Raw genomic sequence first — 454 nt, forward strand, 5'->3', positions numbered from 1 at the left:
AGCAGCAAGGAATACCTCAACTGCGCCTACCTCGACAACCTGCTCGAGGACGTTAACGGCCCCAACGCCTTCCTGACCACGGAGCTCGACCTGACCACCGACGACTGCCAGAAGGACTACGTCACCTGCACCGTCACCAACTTCCTGCTGACGGTCGACCAGTACCGGCGCAACCGCGACGTCATCCCCAACGCAGAAGACTGGTGGTGGCTCTCCACAGCCTTCAGCACGAAGTCTAACGGATACGAGTCACTCGCCCGCTACGTCAGCTCCGATGGCGCGCTGCACTGGGACGGCGCCTGCTTCGGCATCCGCGGCCTGCGCCCCGATTGTTATCTGGACTCCGATCTCCTGATCTCCGTCGAGGACGACGAAGCCACAGACGACGTCACGCCGGAGCACGCCGGCGAGATCATCGCGGCGCTGGACGAGCAGTTCGGCGGCACCTTCGCCA

Annotated in this window: 1 protein-coding gene; it reads left to right on the forward strand. The window is 63.7% G+C overall.

The window, feature by feature from the left end; all coding sequences use genetic code 11:
* On the forward strand, positions 1-454 hold a 454-nt coding region (locus tag P0G09_RS15610; protein ID WP_342760541.1), incomplete at both ends, for a DUF6273 domain-containing protein.

Source organism: Faecalibacterium sp. DFI.5.82 (genome assembly GCF_029076575.1).
Taxonomy (GTDB): domain Bacteria; phylum Bacillota; class Clostridia; order Oscillospirales; family Ruminococcaceae; genus Faecalibacterium; species Faecalibacterium duncaniae.